This window comes from Candidatus Alistipes pullistercoris (genome assembly GCF_027665465.1).
GTDB classification, from domain to species: domain Bacteria; phylum Bacteroidota; class Bacteroidia; order Bacteroidales; family Rikenellaceae; genus Alistipes_A; species Alistipes_A hominis.
Genome location: NZ_JAQDED010000001.1, coordinates 196,003 through 213,416 on the forward strand (window position 1 = coordinate 196,003; position 17,414 = coordinate 213,416).

Annotated in this window: 16 protein-coding genes and 1 tRNA gene; 8 read left to right on the forward strand and 9 right to left on the reverse strand. The window is 55.6% G+C overall.

Features of this window, described 5'->3' with window-relative positions; translation table 11 throughout:
- Positions 1-106 precede the first annotated feature (106 nt).
- Positions 107-1,291, forward strand: coding sequence for a MalY/PatB family protein (locus tag PGR91_RS00945; protein ID WP_118655366.1), 1,185 nt, complete (start codon positions 107-109; stop codon positions 1,289-1,291).
- Positions 1,292-1,372: 81 nt separating this feature from the next.
- Here the strand turns inward: PGR91_RS00945 and PGR91_RS00950 are convergent, their stop codons facing one another.
- On the reverse strand, positions 1,373-2,263 hold the full coding sequence (locus tag PGR91_RS00950) for a HEPN domain-containing protein (protein WP_118655368.1): 891 nt from the start codon (positions 2,261-2,263) through the stop codon (positions 1,373-1,375).
- A gap of 491 nt (positions 2,264-2,754) precedes the next feature.
- Between PGR91_RS00950 and PGR91_RS00955 the strand changes: the two genes are divergently transcribed.
- On the forward strand, positions 2,755-3,351 hold the full coding sequence (locus PGR91_RS00955; RefSeq protein WP_118655370.1) for a hypothetical protein: 597 nt from the start codon (positions 2,755-2,757) through the stop codon (positions 3,349-3,351).
- 222 nt (positions 3,352-3,573) lie between these two features.
- On the opposite strand, the gene PGR91_RS00960 is transcribed toward PGR91_RS00955, so the two are convergent.
- A tRNA-His gene (locus PGR91_RS00960) sits at positions 3,574-3,649 on the reverse strand.
- A gap of 256 nt (positions 3,650-3,905) precedes the next feature.
- Here PGR91_RS00960 and PGR91_RS00965 point away from each other — a divergent pair.
- A complete protein-coding gene (locus PGR91_RS00965; protein ID WP_101571667.1) occupies positions 3,906-4,346 on the forward strand; it encodes a hypothetical protein in 441 nt (146 codons plus the stop codon).
- Positions 4,347-4,452: 106 nt separating this feature from the next.
- Here PGR91_RS00965 and PGR91_RS00970 read toward each other — a convergent pair whose 3' ends face one another.
- On the reverse strand, positions 4,453-5,679 hold the full coding sequence (locus tag PGR91_RS00970; protein ID WP_055205202.1) for an isocitrate dehydrogenase (NADP(+)): 1,227 nt from the start codon (positions 5,677-5,679) through the stop codon (positions 4,453-4,455).
- A gap of 157 nt (positions 5,680-5,836) precedes the next feature.
- On the opposite strand from PGR91_RS00970, the gene PGR91_RS00975 reads away from it, so the two are divergent.
- The 3 genes from PGR91_RS00975 to PGR91_RS00985 are packed head-to-tail and all read left to right on the forward strand — an operon-like array spanning position 5,837 to position 7,827.
- Entirely contained in the window at positions 5,837-6,034 is a 198-nt protein-coding gene (locus PGR91_RS00975; RefSeq protein WP_147387349.1) for a hypothetical protein, read from the forward strand.
- Between the two features lie 14 nt (positions 6,035-6,048).
- The gene (locus tag PGR91_RS00980) at positions 6,049-6,831 is read left to right on the forward strand and encodes a fimbrillin family protein (protein WP_182424189.1); all 783 of its coding nucleotides are present in this window, start codon (positions 6,049-6,051) and stop codon (positions 6,829-6,831) included.
- A 12-nt stretch (positions 6,832-6,843) separates the two neighbouring features.
- The gene (locus tag PGR91_RS00985) at positions 6,844-7,827 is read left to right on the forward strand and encodes a fimbrillin family protein (protein ID WP_101571673.1); all 984 of its coding nucleotides are present in this window, start codon (positions 6,844-6,846) and stop codon (positions 7,825-7,827) included.
- 68 nt (positions 7,828-7,895) lie between these two features.
- Here the strand turns inward: PGR91_RS00985 and PGR91_RS00990 are convergent, their stop codons facing one another.
- A complete protein-coding gene (locus tag PGR91_RS00990; protein WP_118655376.1) occupies positions 7,896-8,360 on the reverse strand; it encodes a TspO/MBR family protein in 465 nt (154 codons plus the stop codon).
- 294 nt (positions 8,361-8,654) lie between these two features.
- Positions 8,655-10,223 carry a hypothetical protein gene (locus tag PGR91_RS00995; RefSeq protein WP_270399103.1) on the reverse strand — a complete coding sequence of 523 codons (1,569 nt, stop codon included), beginning with the start codon at positions 10,221-10,223 and terminating at the stop codon, positions 8,655-8,657.
- Positions 10,224-10,796: 573 nt separating this feature from the next.
- Here PGR91_RS00995 and PGR91_RS01000 point away from each other — a divergent pair.
- Positions 10,797-11,477 carry a recombinase family protein gene (locus PGR91_RS01000; RefSeq protein ID WP_101571677.1) on the forward strand — a complete coding sequence of 227 codons (681 nt, stop codon included), beginning with the start codon at positions 10,797-10,799 and terminating at the stop codon, positions 11,475-11,477.
- A gap of 221 nt (positions 11,478-11,698) precedes the next feature.
- Here the strand turns inward: PGR91_RS01000 and PGR91_RS01005 are convergent, their stop codons facing one another.
- The 4 genes from PGR91_RS01005 to PGR91_RS01020 form a co-directional block, all read right to left on the reverse strand.
- Positions 11,699-13,027, reverse strand: coding sequence for a trehalase family glycosidase (locus tag PGR91_RS01005; RefSeq protein WP_101571679.1), 1,329 nt, complete (start codon positions 13,025-13,027; stop codon positions 11,699-11,701).
- 108 nt (positions 13,028-13,135) lie between these two features.
- Complete coding sequence (frr, locus tag PGR91_RS01010) at positions 13,136-13,696, reverse strand: ribosome recycling factor (RefSeq protein ID WP_153497806.1); 561 nt, start codon at positions 13,694-13,696, stop codon at positions 13,136-13,138.
- 80 nt (positions 13,697-13,776) lie between these two features.
- Entirely contained in the window at positions 13,777-14,490 is a 714-nt protein-coding gene (gene pyrH / locus PGR91_RS01015; RefSeq protein ID WP_270399104.1) for a UMP kinase, read from the reverse strand.
- A 10-nt stretch (positions 14,491-14,500) separates the two neighbouring features.
- Complete coding sequence (locus PGR91_RS01020; RefSeq protein WP_228385751.1) at positions 14,501-15,352, reverse strand: OmpA/MotB family protein; 852 nt, start codon at positions 15,350-15,352, stop codon at positions 14,501-14,503.
- 178 nt (positions 15,353-15,530) lie between these two features.
- On the opposite strand from PGR91_RS01020, the gene dxs reads away from it, so the two are divergent.
- Positions 15,531-17,414, forward strand: coding sequence for a 1-deoxy-D-xylulose-5-phosphate synthase (gene dxs, locus PGR91_RS01025; RefSeq protein WP_055205209.1), 1,884 nt, complete (start codon positions 15,531-15,533; stop codon positions 17,412-17,414).

Consider the following 17,414-nt stretch of genomic DNA (forward strand, 5'->3'; position numbering starts at 1 on the left):
ACGCCCCGATATTTCGGGCAAATCGAAATCATCCGGCAATTAAACGGTTCAAAGGTATAGCTATTTTTTTATAAATATGATAACTTTGCGATCTATTTAGTTGCGTATGAATTACAATTTCGATAAAATCATTTCCCGCGAGGCGACCGACTGCGAAAAGTTCGACGCGCGGGACGAGGTGTTCGGGCGCGCGGACGTGATTCCGATGTGGGTCGCCGATATGGATTTTGCAGTGCCCGAGGCCGTTACCGAAGCGATCGTCCGCCGGGCCGGGCATCCGATTTACGGATATACCTTTCGTTCGGACGGTTATTTCCGGTCGGTGATCGACTGGGTGGGGCGTCACAGCGGTTGGAAAGTGGAAAAGGAGTGGATCGACTTCGCTCCGGGCGTGGTCGCCGGAATCGTTTTCGCGCTGCGTGCTTTCACGCAGGAGGGCGACAGGGTGGTGATCCAGCCGCCGGTCTACCATCCGTTCGCGCGGCAGACGCGATTCAACAACCGGGTGGTCGTCAACAACCCGCTGTTGCAGCGTGCCGACGGCAGTTTCGGGATCGACTTCGACGACCTCGACCGCAAGCTCGCCGGGGCGAAGGTTTTCCTGATGTCGAACCCGCACAATCCGTCGGGACGCGTCTATACGGCCGAGGAGCTTACGCGCATCGGCGAACTGTGCGTGAAGCACGACGTGGTGATCCTGTCGGACGAGATTCATGGCGACCTTGTTTACAAACCGCATAAGCATATTCATATCGCAGCGCTGGACGAAGCGTTCGCGCGCCGGACGGTGACGTTCACCGCGCCGAGCAAGACGTTCAACCTGGCCGGGCTTTCGACCTCGGTGGCGATCACGCCGGACGCCGCGTTGCGCCGCCGCCTGCAACAGGAGTTTAACAAACTACATGCCGATCAGGGAAATATCTTCGGCACGGTCGCGCTCGAGGCGGCTTATACGCACGGCGACGAGTGGCTCGAACGCCTGCTGGAGTATCTCGAAGGCAATATCCGGTATGTCACGGACTTTTTGCATCGGAAAATGCCGTCCGTAAAGTGCGTGCCGCCCGAAGGGACGTACCTGATGTGGCTCGATTTCCGCGCATGGCCGATGACGCATGAGGAGATTTACCGGTTTATGGTCGAGCGGGCCGGGATCGGCGTCAACGAAGGCGCGATGTTCGGCGAAGAGGGACGCGGGTGGATGCGGATGAATATCGCCACGCAGCGTTCGGTGGTCGAACGGGCGATGAACCAACTGTACGAAGCCGCGCGCGCGGCGGGGCTTTGCGAGTAGCGGAGGCTTCCGGAAAGTTTGATCGAAAGCGAGCCGGCCGAAAAATCGGCCGGCTCGCTTTTGTCGTTTATCGGGACGTTTTTATTTCCGGCTCGCGCTGTCGTAAAATGCGATGCGGTCGCGGCAGACTTTTTCGGTAATATCGCGCAGACGTTCCACGCGCACGGTCAGCGCGTCTATGTCGTCTTTCGTGACAGCGAAATTTTTATTGTAACGGGCCTGTACATAGGCGTCCTGTAACAGTTTGAACAAGCGTTCCTCTTCGGACGTGTTGCGCGGAAAAGCGCCGCAAACGTCCAAGCTATGCGTTCTGGCCTTGTCGGTCAGAAATTCCAGATCGTGCTCTTTGTAACCGTACAAAGTAAAAACCATCGGAATCGTCCGTAAAAAATTTTCTGCGGCCTGATGAAGTTGGAAAGAAGCCATACAAAAATCATCAACTTTATGAGCGCAAGAAGCTAAATATAAGAAGCTATTTGCTTTCTTGAACTTATCGTCGAAATATTCCTGCGCCATATCCCGAATTTCGCTGTAATCCAGTTTGTGCCGCCGGGCCAATTTATATCGCCCCGAATCGTAAAGCATTACACCCTGTTCTTTGATTTCGGTAAAGAAATAGCGGCTTTTTTCTATCTGGCGGTTAAACTCGCCGACACTTTCATTGATGAACTCCGGACGGGTATGGAAAAATTTGGCTTTGTTCTGGAAAAACTCGTATCTGATCCGGGAATACAGCGCGTGTTCCGTATTGCCGATCCGTTTTTCGGTCAGGATCAGAATATCGTAATCGCTCATAAAGTAAGTCCGCACGCCGAATTCCGTCCGTTGGTCGTAATCGACGTACTTATTTCGCGCGTAACTGCCGAACAGAATAATCATTTCGCACCCGACTATTTCCCGACGGATAATCTCCGTCAACTGGCGCAGGTCGCGTTGTTTGTTCTCCGGCAGGTATGCGAGCGATTTTTTCATAATCGCAAAATTAGCAAAATAATCGGCGATCCGTCGGGGACGGGGTCTAAATCGTATTGGAAATTTCATGCGAGTCGTTATCTTTGTGTATGAATCCGTAAGGTCTGTGCGCGGAAATTTTTAAGAGGGGCAGCGGCGCTGCCGTCAGCTAAAAATTAAAACGCAAGAATTATGCAGACTTTAAGGAACTATTACGATTCGGCATAGCCGAAGGAGATATTATAAAGGGTAAACAACTCTTTATGCCTAACGGGAAACAGGGAACTCTTTAATTAGAGGTTTTTAGTACAGGTATAATAGTTGCCAGTCCTTGTTATGTCCTATCCGGAAACGGATAGGGCTAACTTGGGCGTAGGCCAACACTTCTGTACTAAGGTGCTTCCCTGTACCGCCGTTAGGAGTAGTCCTGCGCCCTCTTTTTATGCCTTTTTCCGAATAGCTTCGGATTTCATCGGGCGCAGCAACAATCCGTTTTTTTAACTATTCGCCTTATGAAAAAAATCATTCAATCCCCTTCGTGGGATCGCATCGTCACGATACTTAAAAACGAAACGTTGTGCGTGAACGAGCTGGCCCGCCGCATCGGTCTGGAACGGCCGCACATGATCGAAGCCGCGAAAGACCCTGCGACGGGAATCTGTCCCGAACTGGCCGCGCGGATTCACTACGCTTTCCCGGCGTACAGCATCGAATGGCTCCGCACGGGGCTGGGCCCTCACCCGGCTACGCGCGAGGAAGCGCACCCGCGGGCGGAGGTATCGCTGTCGGGGCGCTGGGCATTGCTTCGTACCGAGCACTATTGGAGCGACGGCCGCCGTCCGGGCGCGTGGCTTCCGGGCGAGATTTTCGAACCGGGCGTCGTCGTGTGGGATTTCGGCCCGGACGGTCTGCTGGACCGTTACGAATCGTATCTGAAAGTCGCTACGGTTCCCTATGCGTTCGACCGACCGCGCGGGTGGCTGCTGCACGAAGGCCGCCCGGTGCTGGTCGATAAGCTGACCCCGGTCGAACTGGAGTTTCTCGACTGGTCGGACATGGGGACGGGCCCCGTTGTGCGTTTCGTATTCAAAAAGGAAGAGTTCGTTTAATATGGGCGGCGCGATTATCCGTACGTTTCAATTCCGGTTTGCCGCTGGACGCGGCGGCCGGCGTGCGGATCGGGCGGCGGCAAAGGATTGCCGGACAAATCGTTCGGGTTGGATGGGGCGCGTTTTGCGGGACGGGGGCAGCGTCCGCGTTGGAAGCGGTAAGGCAGGCCGGACAATAAAAAAGCGCCCTTTTTAAAGGCGCTTTTGCGGATAAATCCGACAGGGTGGAAGATGGGTCTCGAACCCACGACCTTCGGAACCACAATCCGACGCTCTAACCAACTGAGCTACGTCCACCGTTTTACTGCCCGTTTCTTTCGGACAGCGTGCAAATTTAATACACTTTTCGATTATTGCAAAATTTTTGCGGCGGATTCTTCCCGAAAACGGGGAGCCGCCCGCCTCCTGCTTGTATTTTCCCGCTGTCCGCAGGGCGATCTTTTCGGGACGGGGCGGTTTGCCGGGCTGCCGTTCTCCGGCCGGCGGCGGCCTGCGAGCGGCGGCCCGCTGTTTTTGGCGGATTATTTGATAAATTTGCCGGACAAAGAACGCTTATGGAAAAACGTGCCCGTAAGTTCGGGGTCAACAGGCGGGCGCTGCTCGTGACGGCCGGGATCGTCTGGATCGTGGCCGGGGCGAATATTCTGCGGATCGGAGTGGTCACGTGGGCGAGTCAGTCCCATTACGGATTGTTCCGGGCGGGGGAGGCGATCGTCGTGTTCCTGTTGTTCTTCAACCTGGTTTTCAAACGTCTGTTTTACAAACATACGCAGCGGATCGAGCGGAAAGGCGACCGGAACTGCCCGTTTTCGTTTTTCGATGCGAAGGGGTGGATCGTGATGTGCTTCATGATTCTGTTCGGTATCCTGGCTCGGACGTGCCGCTGGCTGCCGGAGACGTTTATCGCCGTATTTTATACGGGACTCTCCGCCGCGCTGATCGTAACGGGCGTTCTGTTTCTGCGCTACCGCTATCGGAACAAAGACCGGCTGTGAATCCGTTCCGGGGGAGAATCCGGCGAAGGACTTTGGCAGTATCATATAACGGGCGGCCCGGCTTTTTCCGAAGCCGGGCCGCCGCAATACGGAAGGGGAACGCATTTTACGCCAGTTTCTTGCGCAGGTTGTCGTCGAGCGCCGCGAGGAACTCTTCGGTGTTGAGGTAATCTTCGCGGGAAACTTTCGACCCCTTGACCAGCAGCGCCAGGTCTTTGGTCATCTTGCCCGATTCGACCGTCTCGACGCAAACTTCTTCGAGCGCGCGGGAAAAATGCGCCAGGGCTTCGTTGCCGTCGAGTGCGGCGCGGTGCGCCAGGCCGCGTGTCCAGGCGAATATCGACGCGATCGGGTTGGTCGAGGTCTCCTCGCCCCGCTGGTGCATCCGGTAGTGGCGGGTCACGGTGCCGTGCGCCGCTTCGGCTTCCATCGTCTTGCCGTCCGGAGTGACCAGCACCGAGGTCATCAGCCCCAGCGAGCCGAAGCCCTGCGCGACGGTGTCCGACTGCACGTCGCCGTCGTAGTTCTTGCAGGCCCATACGAAGCCGCCGTTCCATTTCAGCGCCGAAGCGACCATGTCGTCGATCAGCCGGTGTTCGTAGACCAGTCCCAGCTCGTCCATCCGCTGCTTGTAGTCGTTGCGGTAGATCTCTTCGAAAATGTCTTTGAAACGGCCGTCGTATTTTTTCAGAATCGTATTTTTCGTGCTCAGGTACAGCGGCCATTTCTTGCTGAGGGCCATGTTGAAACAGGCGTGAGCGAAACCGCGGATCGACGCGTCGGTGTTGTACATGCACAGCGCCACGCCGTCGCCCTTGAAATCGTACACTTCCCACGACCGGCTCTCTCCGTTCTCGCCGGTGAAGGTCATGGTCAGTTTGCCGGGACCTTTCGTAACGACGTCCGTCGCGCGGTATTGGTCGCCGAAAGCGTGACGCCCGATGCAGATCGGACGGGTCCATCCGGGCACCAGGCGCGGCACGTTGCGGCAGATGATCGGTTCGCGGAAGACCGTTCCGTCGAGGATGTTGCGGATCGTGCCGTTCGGCGACTTCCACATCTTTTTCAAACCGAACTCCCGGACGCGCGCTTCGTCCGGCGTAATGGTGGCGCACTTGATGCCGACGTTGTATTTTTTGATCGCCTCGGCGGCTTCTACGGTAACCCGGTCGTCGGTGGCATCGCGGTTTTGGATGCTTAGATCGTAATATTTGATATCCAGATCGAGGTAGGGAAGGATCAGCTTGTCTTTGATGAATTTCCAGATGACGCGGGTCATTTCGTCGCCATCGAGCTCCACAACGGGATGATTGACTTTGATTTTTGATTTCATGCCGGATTCGGTTGAATTGAATTGTACTCTGTATGCTTCCGCAAATTTAGCTCAAAATATTGTTTTTTGCAACGAAGCCCGCCGGAGGGCGGGGCGGTCGTCCGGTAAGGTTTGGCAGCGTTTATGTTATAATCATAATACATGGTTATTCACTCGGATGATGCGCGCACTGCTTTTTTCGGTTGTTTTCCTGGCGGGATGTACCGGTTGGACGGAGGAAGATCCGCCGGTGCCGGAGCTGGCTGTCGAAGTGTCGGGGGGAGTTCGCCCGGCGGCCCCGGCATCTAAAACCAGCGCGAGTGGCAGCGCCGTTTCGTTCGTTTCCGGCGACCGGATCGGCATCAGGAGACCCTGACAGGCCGCAGTAACGTGCTTTTTTCTTATAACGGCAGCGCGTGGAGTACGACGACCCCGATGTACTGGTACAACCGTACCGCCACGCACACCTTCTATGCTTACTATCCGTACAATGCGTCGAATCAGTCCAACGTAGTGCCGATGCCGGTGCTGGCGAACCAGCAGGTATCGACGGCGGTCGACGTTGCCTGCGACATGCTCGTGACGGGGCCGAAGCAACAGGCCTATCCGGCGGGTTCCTCGGTAGCGTTCGTTTTTTCACATGCGTTTTCGGTGTTGCAGTTCAACATTACGATGGGAGTCATCAATACCTATACGCTGAAGAGCCTGACGCTGCGGGGCGGAAATACGGCGAGCGGATCGTCCGGTTACGGCATCGTCAATACCGTGAATACGGTCGCCCAGATCGGTTACAACCTCGTAACCGGCGCCGTGCAGGCGGCGGCGAACAACAGCTCCGTCTACGCGCAGACCCTGACCAAAAGCATCCCTTCGACCGGGCTGATCGGCAGCATTCCCGTGACGGTCTATGTGCTGGCGCTTCCGGGACAATACCTCAATCCCGTGCCGGCTGTCAAGTTCACCGTTGCCCCGCTGATAGGCAGCAATCAGGATACGGATTACGCGAACCTGTCGAACAACACCTTCTCGGCCGGAACCAAATATGTTTACAATGTCAAAATCGGCGGGATCATCACGAAAGTTCCGCAGCCGTGCGGCGCTGCGGGGAAATTGCCCGTAACGATCGAGCGGGACACGGTGATAAATTTATCGAATAAAAGTTTTATCCATTAAAATTAATCGGTTATGAAAAAGATGTTATTCCTGACGGCGGTTGCCGCGGCGTGGATCGCCTGCGACCGCGACGACGAATGCCGGCCCACGGCCGACGACGGGCAACAAATTACGATCCTGGCCGGAATCGCCGACTCGAAGCCGGTCTCCGACGTTATCCCCGAATCCAAAACGACGATTACCGGCAGCACGGCGGCGTGGAAAAGCGGCGACCAGCTCGGGCTGTTTTGCACGCAGTCGGTTCCCGCTGCCGTGAACGTTTCCTTTTCCGCGACCGGGAACGGCGCGAGCGCGACTTGGAGCGCCGACAGTCCGATTTACTGGGGGGCTCCGGCCACCACTCCTCATACTTTTCTCGCTTATTCGCCTTATGCCTCGGGCAACAGTTCGGCTTCGGCGGTGAAGGTGCCTGCGCTGAATGTGCAGACGGGAACCGTCAACCCGGCGCTCGACCTGTTGATCTCGAACAACCTGGCTTCTTCCGGGGTGCTTCGCTCGGCCGGAGCGGTCGGTCTTGTTTTTACCCATGCGCTCTCGCTGCTCGAGTTCGATATCACCATCAACAGCAGTATCGCGGCGAACACGACGCTGACCTCTTTTACGGTCGCTGCGGGAAGTTCGGATAAGGTCTATACGACCGACGGCAATTCGACCATCGCGCTTTCCACCGGTGCGATCACGCCGGGCAGCGGCGTGACCAATACGACTACGATGACGCCGGGCGCGACCGTGACGCTCAGCGCGACGTCTGCTTCGGTTTACGTGCTGGTGCTCCCCGGCACTTACAGCCAGGCGCCGACTCTGGCGATCAATCTCAACGAAGGAGGAACTTCGGCCATTGCGGTTCCGCCGGCGTCGCTGACGACGACGACATTTGCGGCCGGCTCCAAATACACTTATGCGGTCAGCATTGCCCGTACCGCCATTACGATCTCCAATCCGACGATTACCGACTGGACGAACGTCAACGGTTCCGCGATCAATCCCGGCCTGTAAGTCGTTCGATAAAAAGCAAATATCCCGCGTCGCCGACCCGACGACGCGGGATATTTGCGCGCGGACTGCTAATTGGTAAGCATGATGTAGCCGTTCAGGTAGGTGGCGAACAGTACCCACAGCGCATAAGGAGCGAACAGGACGGATGCGGTTTTGCTGACCGGATAACTTTTGATCAGGTAGTAAATGACGAATATGTCGAGCGTCAGAATATCGATCATACCGAGCAGCGGATTTCGCAGGTAGAAGAACAGGTAGCTCCAGATGAAATTCGAGAACAGTTGAACGCAGAAAAGACGGATCAGAAAGTCTCTCTGCGGAGCGCTGGAAAGGTAAATCAGTCCGGCGGATATGCCCATGCACAGGTAAAGGATTCCCCACGCGATGGGAAATACGATATTCGGCGGCGTCAGCGGCGGTTTGCGCAGGGTCGGATACCATTCGCGGATGGAATCCGCCTGGATCAGTCCGGCGAAATAGCCCAGCAGCAGGCAAACCAGTATCGGAACGGCGAATGCGAGATTTTTTTTCATAAGTCTCCGGTTGAGACCGGAAGGCGCTGCAATTATCGTGCAACGGCGGTGGCGGCATCCGGACAAAAAAGAGCGAACGGCGAACCGCTGCCGGCAACGGCCGGTTTTGCGAAACGCCTGTTCGCCCGACTCATGAAAAAGCCGCCCGGAATCACTCGGGGCGGCTTTTAAATTCTCCGGATAAACAGGGTATTCCCGGAATTACTGGGGGGAGAATCCCGGATTTTTTACCCGAAGAGAAAACGAAAACTACTGTCCATTAATTTACTTCACTTACCCTGTTGGTTGTCCGATTTACTCGGCATATTGATAGGAACTCATCCAAGTTCTCCAGCTCGATCTGCTTATCCCGTACTGATAGGTAAGCAGGTGTACTGCGGAAGTGACATGTCCCTGGTCGTTGCCTACGACCCGCGGATATTTCAGGCGGACGCGGGTATTGTCGGTGACGATGCCGATCTGTTCCCATCCGGTGATGCCGTCCGTCGATTGCCATATGGCTAGGTAGGTGTTCACTTCGTTGACATTTACTCCATGAATGGCCTGGAAACAGTTCAACTCTTCGACGTATTTGACATCGCAACCGCTCACGGAATTTGCCGCGAATTTATTGCGGTCGATGACTTTCCCTTTGTCGGAGAGTGCCGCGGGCCAGTTTGAATCGCTGGCATTGGCCGTGGCGAGGTGGATGTCGTAGACGTCGATAGCCTGATCGTTGTAAGTGTAATACAGGTATATCTGTCCGTCTTTGACGATCAGGCTGGCTTCTCCCACGCCGAAGAAGGTCTCTTCGGCCGTCAGGTTAGCGCTTACGATCGCCGCGGGATCGCCTCCCCAACCTGTTCCGTTCCATTTCTCCCAGTTTTCCCCGTCCGGGGTCGCGCTGCGGGCAACGAACAGTTCGTTGTCGGTGGTTTCCACGACGGTCGTCGAGCCCGTGTAGACCATATAATAGTAGTCCCCGATTTTAACCACTGCGGGATCTTTTGCATAATAGCTGTCGGCTTTTTTGTCGGTGGGCGCTACGGCTACGATATCGTCTTCCGACCAGGTGAGATCGTTCGTTACCGACGATGCGGTGTAATACCTGATCTGGGCCGAATAACCTACGTCGGCCGGGGAAACGTACTGGACTTTTGTCCAGAATGCCTGCGTTCCGCTCAACTCCGTGCCATTGTGCCATACGGTCATGTTTTCCCCGATGCCGGCGCCCCAGCAACCCGGGGTTCCGGAGATGCGTTCCATATACAGCAGGTAGGTGCCGGCGGGGAATTTGACGTTCCCGGTCTCGTCGGCGTAACCGCTGTTGTTCGTATTGATCTCCAGCGAGCTGTTGTCTGCGTAGTTCATGTGGTCGTATTGGGCGATCGGGGTTCCGCTTACCGTTGAAATGTAGTTGTCATTCCATTGGTAAAGCTCCCAGTGGAAGCAGGCCGTATTCGTGCTCCATCCCGGACAGTCCACGATCCATCCGTAGAACGATTGGTTGAATGTGTATTTGATCGCCCCGCTGTTGCCGTTGCTGTGCATGGGGTACGGACCGCCTCCGTCGCCGGAACCGTTCAGACTGGTAGCGGCGGGAAGCGAGCCGGTCGTTCCTCCCGGAGTGGAGAACCAGGCGCTCATCGTGCCGTTCGAATTGGCGATCATCGCTGCGGCATAACGGAAATCGCTCGAAGAGGCGGGTTGGTAGATCGATTTTCCATCGCCTTTGACTACCGGAACTCCCGGTACGATGACCTCTTCGGGCCGGGCGTATTGCTCCGAGATCGGTTCCGGTCCGGGGAAACCCTCGCAACTGGTCAACTGTACGGCCAGCAGTGTGACGATGAATACTTGAATCGAAAAGACTAATTTTTTCATAATTAAACAAGTTAAAAGAAATATTTAGACAAGTGTATGTGTAGTTTCTTTGTTTCCGGTACGTAAAGAATATAAAAGATGCCGATATCCTCCACCCTTGACACATCATTCTTCCCTTAATCGCTTCGGCTTATCGTTTCTTTGTTTAAAATACGGCAAATTTTACTCCTTGAAAGTTAATTATTCGCCATGCGTCCGCTTCCTTTTCATTAGTTTCCGATACTGTTTTTAGTCGTGTGACATGCAAGTAGTTTTTGTATTTATGTTTTAATGTCCTTGTTTTTAGATTGTTAATCGCAATCAAACAGATTCAAACGTTGATCTTTAACCACTAAGATACAAATTTTTTTATTAAAAAATAGATTTCTTATAAAAAAATACAGATCAGCGTGTTGAAAACCTACCGATGCGAGTATAAATATCTATCTGATAATTAAAAACGACCAGTTAAAAATGAACGTCTTTTCCTCCGTATTTCGATCTTTTTGTAATGTATATACGCCGTTTTTTGCTATATTTAAACCGGCTTTCCCCGTTGGGTATGTGGAAATAAATTTATTGGAATAAAAACTTATGGTGGTTGGATATTTGAGAGTCAGTACGGAGAAGCAACACCTGTCAAATCAACAAGATGAGATTCTTCGATTCGCCCAGACCCGGAATATGGAAATCGATCGTTGGGTGACGGAGGTGGTCAGCGGCAAGAAAGATCAAAAGGACCGCAAGCTGGGAAGTATTCTGCGGCGTTTGAAAAACGGCGATACGTTGATCGTTACCGAAATTTCGCGGTTGAGCAGAACGCTTACGGAAATTATGACGATCATGGGACATTGTTTGGATAAAGGGATTACCCTTTATTCGACCAAGGACGGTTATGCCTTTGACGATACGATCAACAGTAAAGTCCTGTGCTTCGCTTTCGGTCTCGTGGCGGAGATCGAACGGAACCTGATCTCGATGCGTACGAAGGAGGCGCTCGCCCTACGCAAGGCCGAAGGCGTGCAGCTCGGCCGAAGGAAAGGTTTTTGCCCGAAGTTCCGGATTCTGTCCGAGAATTGCGCCGAAATCGTCGAGATGTTGCGTAACGGCGCGACGATCGTGTCGGTTTGCAGGAAATACCAGGTGTCGGTCGATACGTTCAAAGCTTTTCGGAAACGCCATGCGCAAATAAACGATATCATCGAGCATCGGAATAAAATACGGGGAATCCGGCAGGAGTGGTACGAGGCCCGTAGAAAATCGAAACAAGAGTAAATAAATGAAAACCTTTCGAAATTTACGTTCGAAAGGTTTTTATTTTTGTTAAAAAAAGCCCCGGAAGGGAATCACAGGCTTTGCGACCTGCACCACCAGTGAATAAGAAAAACATAACAAAATCATATGCACGAAACATACCAAGATAGAATGATAGCTATCCGATTCTCTCCCGGGGCCGTAACCGGGAAAAGAGCAAGTTCCGTGCCGGAATAAGGGCTTCAGCGGGCGGTGCGGTCGAGGTAATCGGTCGCAAAGACGAAGGTGCCTGCCGTCCAGCCGACCATGGTCGGCATCTCGTATTCGTTGCTGACGTTGATGTTGCCTTCCACGACGTTGTACTTCTCCCACAGGTTGCGGGTCTTCTGGAAATTACGGATTACCGTAGCGGCGTATTTCGACGCGATGCGGCGGGCGTCCTCGCGGAAACCGTAATTGTCCAGGCCTTTGATCGCCAGGAAATGCAGCGGAGCCCAGCCGTTCGGGTACGACCATTGGTAGGCGTACGGGTAGTCTTTGTTCTCGCAGGCGGCGATACCGTGCGGGAATTCGAGCGCGTCGAGCGCGCGGACGATCCCCGGAGCGTCCTTTATGGGGACGGCTCCGGCATACAGCAGGCTGAACACTGCCGCCGAAACGACGTCGGAACGCTTGCCGTTCACGTAGTCGTAATCGTAGTACATGCCGTTTCGGGGGTCTCGGCAGTACTTGCGGATTAGTTTTTTACGGTCTTTCGCTTTGCGCGCCCACCGTTTTGCGGCGGCTTTGTCGCCGAGTTCATCCGCGAAAAATTCGAAATTCTTTTCGTACAGATACAGGTTCGCGTTCAGATCGACGGGGCAGAAGTCCATGCAGCGCGTCTGGAACCGGGGATTGAAATCCCAACCCGATTCGGCTTCGGCAATGTAGTGCGAGCCGACGTCCAGCAGTTCTTGGTGCGAGAGCCCGTCCGTCTTGAAACGACTGCCTAAGCGCACTTTCAGCATGTCGACGAAATCCATCTTATCCCGGTCGGTGCCTTCGTTCCCGTACCGGTTCAGACCGGTCGGCGCGATCCGTTCGCTCATCCAGAATCGGTACTCTTTTTCGAGCGTCGGCAGCACTTTGCGCAGCCACTCCTTGTCGCCGGTGCTGCGGTAGACGCTGGCGATCATCATGCTCAGGAACGGGGGCTGGGAACGGTTTTGGAATACGGTCAGGTTGCCGTTGTACATTTTACCGAAACGGTCTACCATGTAGAGCATGTTCTCGGCGTTGCTCCGGGCCAGGTCGACATGCCCGTCGAGGATCAGCCCCTCGCCGGTGAAATAGGTGTCCCAGTAGTACATCTCCTGGAATGCGCCGCTGATGCTCGGCACGGTGTAGCGGTACGGGAGACCGATGCGGGTGCCTTCGTCTTCGGTGTTGAACCGGACGGTCTTGTCCCACGAGTTCCGGATGAAGCGGTGCACTTCGTCCCGGTCGGCGGCGGAGGGCGTTTCTCCCTGCGAGAATGAAAGCAGGGCCGGAGCGATCAACAGCAGCCCCCACAGTTTCGTTATTTTTTTCATGTGTCTTTAGACGTTTGTTTTTTTTTAATCGGTCGGTTCTGTGCCGAATGCAAAAACCGCATTTATGCAAAAATGCGGTTTTGTGATTTTCCGGATACGAAGTGCCGGTCAGACCGTCATGATCTCCTTCTCTTTAGCGGAGAACAGGTCGTCCACTTTCTTCGCGTATTTGTCGGTCAGTTTCTGGGCCGACTCTTCGCCGTCTTTCGCCGCGTCCTCGGGCATACCGTCTTTTTGCGCTTTCTTGAACGCGTCGACCAGGTCGCGGCGGATGCCGCGCAGGCTTACGCGGGCCGTTTCGGTTTCCGCCTTGATCTGTTTTACCAGTTCTTTACGGCGCTCCTCGGTCAGCGGCGGAATGTTCAGCCGGATGTGCTCGCCGTTGTTCGACGGCGTCAGGCCGATGTTGGCGACCAGGATGGCTTTCTCGATCACCGGGATCATTTTCTTTTCCCACGGCTGCACCAGTACGGTGCGGGCGTCGGGCACCGTAATGCTGGCTACCTGCGAGATGTCCGTCGGCGTGCCGTAGTATTCGACCAGGATGCCGTTGAGTACGTTGACGCTCGCCTTGCCGGCTCTGACCGATGCGAGTTCTTCGGTCAGGTGGGCGATGACTTTGTCCATTTTCACCTGGGCCGCGTCGAGAAGTTCTTTCGATTCTATCATGTCCGTGTATGTTTTAAGTCAAAAACGTGTTTTCGTTATCATGCCGCCGCTGGGATTTCCCGGCAGGGACCGTCGAGACGTCAGTCGTTTTTCACGACCGTTCCGATCGGTTCGCCGGCGATCACTTTTTGCAGGTTGCCCGGCGTGTCCATGTCGAATACCACGATCGGCAGGTCGTTCTCCTTGCACATCGTGAATGCCGTGAGATCCATCACTTTCAGCCGCCGACGGTACACTTCGTCGAACGTGATCTCCGCGAATTTGGTCGCCGTCGGATTTTTTTCCGGGTCGGCCGTATAGACGCCGTCCACGCGCGTGCCTTTCAGCAGTACCTCCGCTTCGATCTCTACGCCGCGCAGCGCCGAAGCCGTGTCGGTCGTGAAGTACGGATTGCCCGTGCCGCCGGCGATGATGACGATCCAGCCGGCTTCCATCAGTTCCAGCGCTTTGGCCTTCGTATAGAGTTCCCCGACCGGTTCCATCCGGATCGACGTCAGTACCCGGGCTCTCGCTCCGGCGCTTTCGAGCGCGCCCTGTAACGCCAGCGAGTTGATAACGGTCGCCAGCATCCCCATCTGGTCGCCCTTGACGCGGTCGAATCCGCGGCTTACTCCGCTCAGCCCGCGGAAGATATTGCCTCCTCCGATTACGATGCCGACCTGCACGCCCGTGGCGGCTACTGTTCGGATCTGTTCGGCATATTGGTTCAACACCTCGGTAGAAAGACCGTATTTCTGAGCTCCCATCAGCGATTCTCCGCTGAGTTTTAACAGGACGCGTTTATAAATCGACATGTTTTCGTTTTTATTGTTTTTCCATCAGTTGCATCAGCTCGTCGAGCTTCGGCGTCAGGATGATTTCGGTGCGACGGTTTTTGGCGCGCGCTTCGGACGTTTTGGCCGGATCGACGGGCAGCGATTCGCCGCGTCCGGCGGCGATGATGCGGTTCGGGTCGATCCCTTTGTTTTCGAGCAGCAGCCGCACGACGGTCGTGGCGCGTTTCGCGCTCAGGTCGAGGTTGTCCTTCAACTGGCCGTTCGGACGGTAGGGCACGTCGTCCGTATGTCCCTCGACCATCACGTTGATATCGGCGTTCTGCGCCAGCACTTCGGCCAGGTCGCGGACGGCGCGCGCGCCGTTCGGGTCAATTTCGAAACTGCCCGAACGGAATAGCAGTTTGTCGTCCATCGAGACGTATACGTTGCCGTTGCGGATCGAGATCGACAATCCCTTGCCTTCGAAGCCGGTCAGCGCGTCGGTCACTTTGCGGCGGATGGCGTCGATCGCCTCCTCGCGGCTTTTAAGCATCCCTTCGAGTTCGGCCACGCGGCGGACGCGGTCGTTCAGCGCCATCTCCTTGTCCTCGAGTTCGCGCAACATCCGCGCCGATTCGGCGGAACCGTCGGCCAACAGTTGCTTATAACGTTTCTTACACTCCTTCAGGTCGTTCGACAGGCGCGTGGTGTCGGCAATCAACTGCATTTTCTCGGCCGTCAGTTTGTCGTTCAAGGCCCCCATATCTTCGAGGCGGCTTTTCGAAGCGGTCAGTTCCCCTTCCAAGCGCAGCGCTTCGGCTTTCATCGAATTGAATTTTTTGGTTGAGACGCATGAAAACGCAGTCAGGGCAACCAAACCGAGGACAATCAGTTTTTTCATAGATCCAAAGTTTTTGGGCGGCCGGCTTCGCCGTCCGTGGCGGAACCGGGAACGATCCGCCGCCGGCATATCTGCCACGAAGATACAAAACAATTTAGAATGTACAAAAACTATCCGCGGGCCGATATTTGCCGGTAATTTATTACCTTTGCGTCTAAATTGTTTTTTAGGGTCCCCAATGACCGAATCATCCTACAAATACCTCTACCGGATCGATTCTCCGGCCGATCTGCGGAAACTTTCGCAGCAGGAACTGGTCGGCTACTGCGACGAGCTGCGTCGGTTCATCATCGAGCAGCTCGCGCTGAATCCCGGCCATCTGGGATCGAGTCTCGGCGTCGTCGAGCTGACCGCCGCGTTGCATTACGTGTTCGATACGCCGTACGACAAGCTGATCTGGGACGTGGGCCATCAGGCCTATGCCCACAAGATCATCACCGGCCGCCGCGACAGTTTCCGGATGAACCGCAAGCTGAACGGGCTGAGCGGATTCCCGAAGATGGAGGAGAGCGCTTACGACGCGTTCGGGGGAGGGCATGCCTCGACCTCCATTTCGGCGGCGTTGGGCATCGCGACGGCGGCGGCCTTGCGCGGCGAGCGGCGGCATGCGGTGGCTGTGATCGGCGACGGAGCGTTGACCGGGGGGCTGGCTTTCGAAGGATTGAACAACGCCGGGGCGGCCAATACCGATCTGCTGGTGATCTTGAACGACAACCGGATGGCGATCGACCCGAACGTAGGCGCGTTGAAAGAATACCTGCTGAGCATTTCGACTTCGAAACGGTACAATGCCGTGAAAAACCGCGCGTGGGCGCATATGGAGCGGACTCCGCGGCTGAGACGGCTGATCCAAAAAGTGGGTAATGCGCTGAAACAGGGCTTCCTGCAGCAGAGCAACCTGTTCGAGAGTTTGCGCTTCCGCTATTTCGGGCCGGTGGACGGACACGACGTAGGGCAACTGACCCGTGTGCTGCAGGATCTGAAGGAGATAAAAGGTCCCAAATTACTGCACGTGCTGACCGTCAAAGGAAAAGGATACAGTCCAGCGGAACGGGATCAGAAAATATGGCATGCGCCGGGAGTTTTCAATCCGGAAACCGGAGAACGTGCGACCCACGGCGGCAACGGCGACGAGCCGCCTCTTTATCAAAAGGTGTTCGGGGAGACGATCCTCGAATTGGCCCGGACGAACGACCGGATCGTGGGGATCACCCCCGCGATGCCGACCGGCTGCGGGTTGAATATCCTGATGCGCGAGATGCCGGAGCGCTGTTTCGACGTCGGGATCGCCGAAGGACATGCCGTGACTTTCTCGGCGGGTCTGGCTGCGGCCGGCATGGTGCCGTTCTGTAACATCTATTCGTCGTTTATGCAGCGGGCTTACGATAACGTGATTCACGACGTGGCGCTGCAGGGGTTAAACGTGGTGATGTGCCTCGACCGCGCCGGACTAGTCGGCGAGGACGGCGCCACGCACCAGGGAGCGTTCGATATCGCCTATATGCGTTCGATTCCGGACATTACCGTCGCGGCGCCGATGGACGAGGTCGAACTGCGGAACTTGATGTATACGGCTTCGCTCGGGCGCGGCCCGTTCGTGATCCGCTATCCGCGGGGGGCGGGCGTGAGATCCGACTGGCGGCAGCCTTTCCGCGAGATCCCGGTGGGACGCGGTCGCTGGCTGCGCGACGGGACGGATGTGGCGGTGCTGTCGTTGGGGCATGTGGGGAATACGGTAGCCGAAGCGGTGGAACGGGCCTCGGCCGATGGCGTTTCGGCCGCCCACATCGATCTGCGTTTCGCCAAACCGCTGGATGCGACCTGTTTGCACGAGGTAGGCAGGCGTTTCGGGCGGATCGTCGTCGTCGAAGACGGAACCGTTACGGGGGGAGTCGGATCGGCCGTGCTGGAATTTATGAATGCGTACGGTTACAGACCGCAGGCGGAATTGCTCGGGATTCCCGACCGTTTCATCGGGCAGGGCACGCAGGAACAGTTGCGCCGTATCTGCGGTTTCGACCTCGAAGGCATCTACCGGACAATTATGAAAAGCAAAAAATAA